General features: G+C 66.5%; 1 protein-coding gene. It reads left to right on the top strand.

Annotated elements, in window-relative coordinates:
* Positions 1-115 precede the first annotated feature (115 nt).
* Positions 116-1,150 (top strand): IS30 family transposase, encoded by a 1,035-nt coding sequence (locus tag AB2385_RS17085; RefSeq protein WP_009381402.1) that lies wholly within the window; start codon positions 116-118, stop codon positions 1,148-1,150.
* Positions 1,151-1,179 lie beyond the last annotated feature (29 nt).

Raw genomic sequence — 1,179 nt, 5'->3', positions numbered from 1 at the left:
GAGTAAACGTGTCATAACATTTTCTGGAATTGCGCGGCCGGTCCACACCGGGGTGGTGTCATAGCGTCGAAGCAACACTCCCGGTCGGCGGGGGTCTGATCGGTGGAGTGTGCAGATGGCGCGGGTGGGGTTGTCGTTCAGCGACAGGTCGGAGATCTCGGCGGCCTCGAAAGCGGGCTGGTCGGTGCGGAGGATCGCCCGTCACCTGGGGCGTTGCCCGTCGGTGATCTCGCGGGAGCTTCACCGGAACTCGACGAAGACCCGCGGCTACCAGGCCGTGACCGCAGACGTCAGAGCGCAGCGTCGGCGAGCTCGCCCGCAGCAGCGGAAGGTCGCGGGGGATCCGGTGCTGCAGGCGAGGGTGGACGCCGACCTGGCCGCGTCCTGGACGCCGAACGAGATAGCGGGCCGGTTGCGTCTGGAGGCGACAGACCCGACCGTTGAACGCATGGCGAACTCTCCTGACGCACGCGGCCGAACCGTCTCCGGTGAGGCTATCTACCAGTACATCTACGCAATCCCGAAGGGTGAGCTCGCCCGCAAGGGCATCTTCCTGCAGTCCAAGCGGACCAAGCGCCGACCACGTACGACCGGGCGGACGCGCGGTGGCCCAATCGTAGGTATGGTCCCGATCGCGGAGCGAGGTGAGGACGCCGCCCAGCGTCGGGTGCCGGGGCACTGGGAGGGTGACCTGATCATCGGGAAGAACGGCACCTCGTGCGCGGCGACGCTGGTGGAGCGGATGAGCGGGTTCACCGGGCTGCTGGCCCTGCCCTCGAAACACGCCGAGCCAACCGCTGACGCGGTCATCGAGTTTTTCAACGACCTGCCCGAGATGATGAAGGCATCGTTGGCGTGGGACCAGGGCAGCGAGATGGCCCAGCACGCGAAGGTCTCCCTGGCCACGGCGATGCCGGTCTACTTCGCCGATCCCCACTCGCCCTGGCAGAGGCCCAGCAACGAGAACACGAACCGGCTCTACCGGGAGTATCTGCCCAAGGGCACGGTGATCCCCGATCACCAGCCCTACCTCACCACCATCGCCGAGGAGATCAACAATCGACCCCGCCGCCGACTGGGCTATCTCACGCCCACCGAGGCATTCGCTCGACTGCTCGCCGGCGAGCCCCATGTTGCTTCGACGCCTTGACATCGCCGCAGTCGCCCTCGCACTAAACA

The organism is Symbiobacterium sp., from assembly GCF_040797425.1.
Classification (GTDB): domain Bacteria; phylum Bacillota; class Sulfobacillia; order Symbiobacteriales; family Symbiobacteriaceae; genus Symbiobacterium.
This window is presented reverse-complemented; position numbering and strand designations above follow the sequence as displayed.

Coding starts and splice junctions, on each gene's coding strand:
- AB2385_RS17085 (WP_009381402.1), top strand. CDS start 116: ATGGCGCGGGTGGGGTTGTCGTTCAGCGACAGGTCGGAGATCTCGGCG.